This is a genomic window from Bacteroides sp. An322, from assembly GCF_002161765.1.
Taxonomy (GTDB): domain Bacteria; phylum Bacteroidota; class Bacteroidia; order Bacteroidales; family Bacteroidaceae; genus Phocaeicola; species Phocaeicola merdavium.
The window spans coordinates 1-3284 of sequence record NZ_NFIN01000055.1; the positions used below are offsets into that span (position 1 = coordinate 1).

At 43.7% G+C, this 3284-nt stretch carries 2 protein-coding genes; both read left to right on the forward strand.

What is annotated here, in order from left to right; translation table 11 throughout:
* A partial coding sequence (locus B5F91_RS14650) for a PD-(D/E)XK nuclease domain-containing protein (protein ID WP_204244708.1) occupies positions 1-767 on the forward strand: 767 nt, incomplete at its 5' end.
* 48 nt (positions 768-815) lie between these two features.
* A complete protein-coding gene (locus B5F91_RS14655) occupies positions 816-3152 on the forward strand; it encodes an outer membrane beta-barrel family protein (RefSeq protein WP_087429754.1) in 2337 nt (778 codons plus the stop codon).
* Positions 3153-3284: the final 132 nt, after the last annotated feature.

Here is a 3284-nt window from a genome sequence, read left to right on the forward strand (position 1 = left end):
ATCACTTTACATGGCCCTCTCCTGATATTTATAATCCTTATAGCTTGATGAATGCTTTCAGCGAAGGGGAGTTGAATGCTTATTGGTTTGGGAGCGGCACGCCTACTTATTTGATAGAAATGTTACGTAAGTTTCATGTGATGCCCCAACAAATAGGGGGACGGAAGGTCAGACGTGAGAATTTTGACGCACCTGTTGAACGGATGACGAATGTTACTCCGTTGCTCTATCAAAGCGGTTATCTTACCATTAAGGACTATATCCCTTTTGCACAACTTTATACCCTCGATATTCCTAATCAGGAGGTGCGTTTGGGATTAATGAATAACTTGATGCAGAATTATGTGCCGGATACGGAACCGGTAGGTACTTTGTTGGGACTGATGGCGGAACAACTGCATACGGAAAATATGGACGGTGCCTTGCGTCTGCTTCAGACTTTCCTTTCTACGGTCCCTTATACGGATAACACCGATTACGAGGGGCATTACCAGCAGGTGCTTTACATCATTTTCAGCCTCTTGGGTTATTATGTGGATGTAGAGGTGCATACACCGAGAGGACGGGTAGACGTAGTGATGCGTACCGCGCATACCTTATATATAATAGAGGTGAAACTTGATAAGAGTGCGGATGAGGCGATGGAACAAATAGACTTGAAAAACTATCCCGAACGTTTCGCCCTTTGCGGCTTGCCGATAGTAAAGGTTGGCATCAACTTCGATAGCGGACGGCATACGATTGAAGATTGGACGATTGAGGGATAGCGACAGGTAATTCTGGTCTCTGTAAGTTAGTTGAAAATAGTTTGTTTCATGAAACGGTATTTATTCGTAATTTTATTATGTATTTGTTCGATGTGCCGGATAATGGCGCAAGGTACAATTTCGGGGAAAGTAGTGGACGAAAATAAGCATCCGTTGCCTTATGTGAGTGTTGTTCTTCAGCATGTGCAAGACTCTTCGTATGTTAATGGAGTTACTACGGATGCGGAAGGAGTTTTCCGTTTACCGGTTCAGTCAGATAAGGAGTATGCGTTATTAGTATCTTATATTGGTTATACTACAGTCCGTAAAACTTGCAAGGCGGGTAATGTTGGAACGATTGTTATGAAAGAAGATGCCGTGATGCTTGAGGAGGTGAGTGTTGTCGCTTCAAGAATCCGTCACAATGCGAATGGCTATACTGTTAATCTTCATTCTTCGGAGATTCTGAAAGGAAAACAGTCTGCCGATGCTTTGGTGTTTCTTCCGGGGATAACTAAAGAGGATGACAGTTATAAAATCAATGGACTTCTTGTAAGTGAAATCTATGTAGATGGCATGAAGCTTACCAACATAGACGAACTGAAGAATCTCCCGGCAGATATGATTGAACAAGTGAAAGTGAACTATCTGGCAGGAAGTAATCAAAATGCGGCTTTGACAGGCGGAACAATCAATATTTCCCTTCGCCAGCCACCACAAGGCGGATATTATGGTGCTTTGACCGGAGGTGCCACATTTTATCCCGATTACGGATTCAGTAATGAAAACGTAGGTGGTGTAATCCGTTACCGTTATAAGAATCTGAATGTTTACGATAACCTTTCTTTGAATTTCAATCAGCAGGAAGAAACCGCCGGTCAAACCGTATGGAGCCAGTCGACCGATTTGCGCACGCAAATCGATGAAGAGACAAAATATCGGGGGCATAACATCAACAACCGTTTGAGCCTTACCCAGCAGATAAACGAAAAGCATTCTCTTGGAGCCAGCTATTATGTGGCGACAAACCGGCTTAAGACTTCTTCATTGACCGCTGACGGTCAGGAAAACGCCATTCGTTCGGCTATTGAAGGCAAAGACAATTACCTTGATCAGGAAGCGACCTTGAAATACACTTCCAAACTTAGCCGGAAAGGGACAACATTGGATATAACAGGCGATTATTTTAACCGCCAGTCGGATAACCGTACAGGTTATTCGTATGGTGACAACACATCTGATGTATCTGAAGATGAATCTTCATTGGATATGTATAAACTTTCGGTTGATGTGACCGACCTTCGCAGCCAAAAATTAGTATGGAAATACGGTGCATCCGTGCACTATATTGTCTCTGATTATCATCCTGCTATCGGTGCTTCCAATCAAACAGACCGTTTCCAGACAAGCCAAACCGCAACAACGACAAAAGGACTGACCCCGTTGGCGTATGTGTCTGCCATGGGGCAAATCTGGAAAATCAATTACAGTGTAGGCGTGAACTGGCAATTGAATGAAATCAAATATAAAACGTTGGATGATGGAATCGAGTCATCGGACACACAGTGGGGGATAAATCCGACCGTACAACTGATGATGCCGTTGGATAAGAAAGGCGAGTATATGCTGATGCTGAACTACAAACGTACCCTTGAGGATATCCCGTATGCTGCGATTTCATCTACGGTCCGCTGGAGTGACCCATATAATTATACGGTTGGCAATCCCGACTTGAAAGCCCCCACGGCAGATATGCTTATCGCCGGTGCTTCTTTATGGCGCAACCTGTTGAACCTGACAGCGGTCTATTCGCATACGAAAGATAATATTTATTGGGAAACCAGGCAAAGTGCGGGTGCTCCGGATGTGTTTTACACCATTCCGGTGAATCTTCCGTCTGCGGATTTCTATGGTGTGGGAGCGGAACTGAATCTAAATCCAGTCAAGCCGTGGAGGATGAAAGCCTCCGGTCGTTTGGAGATTCATCCGGAGGATGTTACCTTAGACGGCATCTACTATGGGAAAACAAGGCTTCGCCAGTATTATGCCATTTATAACACCTTTGCTTTCAATCACGGCTGGGGAGGCATGTTGAACCTGATGTTTGAGCCGACTTTCAAGACATACGACCGTACTTACCATACTGTGTATAATGTAGGTGGGCAAGTTTATAAAATGCTGTGTAAGGATAAGTTGCAATTGACTTTCATGTTCAATGCCTTTGGAGACCGCCGCAAATATGACCGCTATGCCAATGGCAATAAAGTGACTTACGATTTTACTACGCCTGTGCAGTATGTAGGTGTTTCGTTTATATGGAGATTTTCGGGTGGCAAGCAGGTGAATGTGAATGCGATAGAAAGCGGTTTGCAGAACTTTAAGGAAATAAAGGATGTTATTAGATAGATAGAGTTTGAAAATGAACCGGAATTCGGATAGAATGTTTATCTTTGTGGAAACCAAACGAACCGCATCCGTATGACACAGTCAGTATTGAAGAAATATCCTGTAGGGATTCAGACTTTCTCCGAATTGATA

What these genes read in the sequence shown, in the direction of transcription:
- B5F91_RS14655 (WP_087429754.1), top strand. Translation starts at nt 816, where the DNA reads ATGAAACGGTATTTATTCGTAATTTTATTATGTATTTGTTCGATGTGC.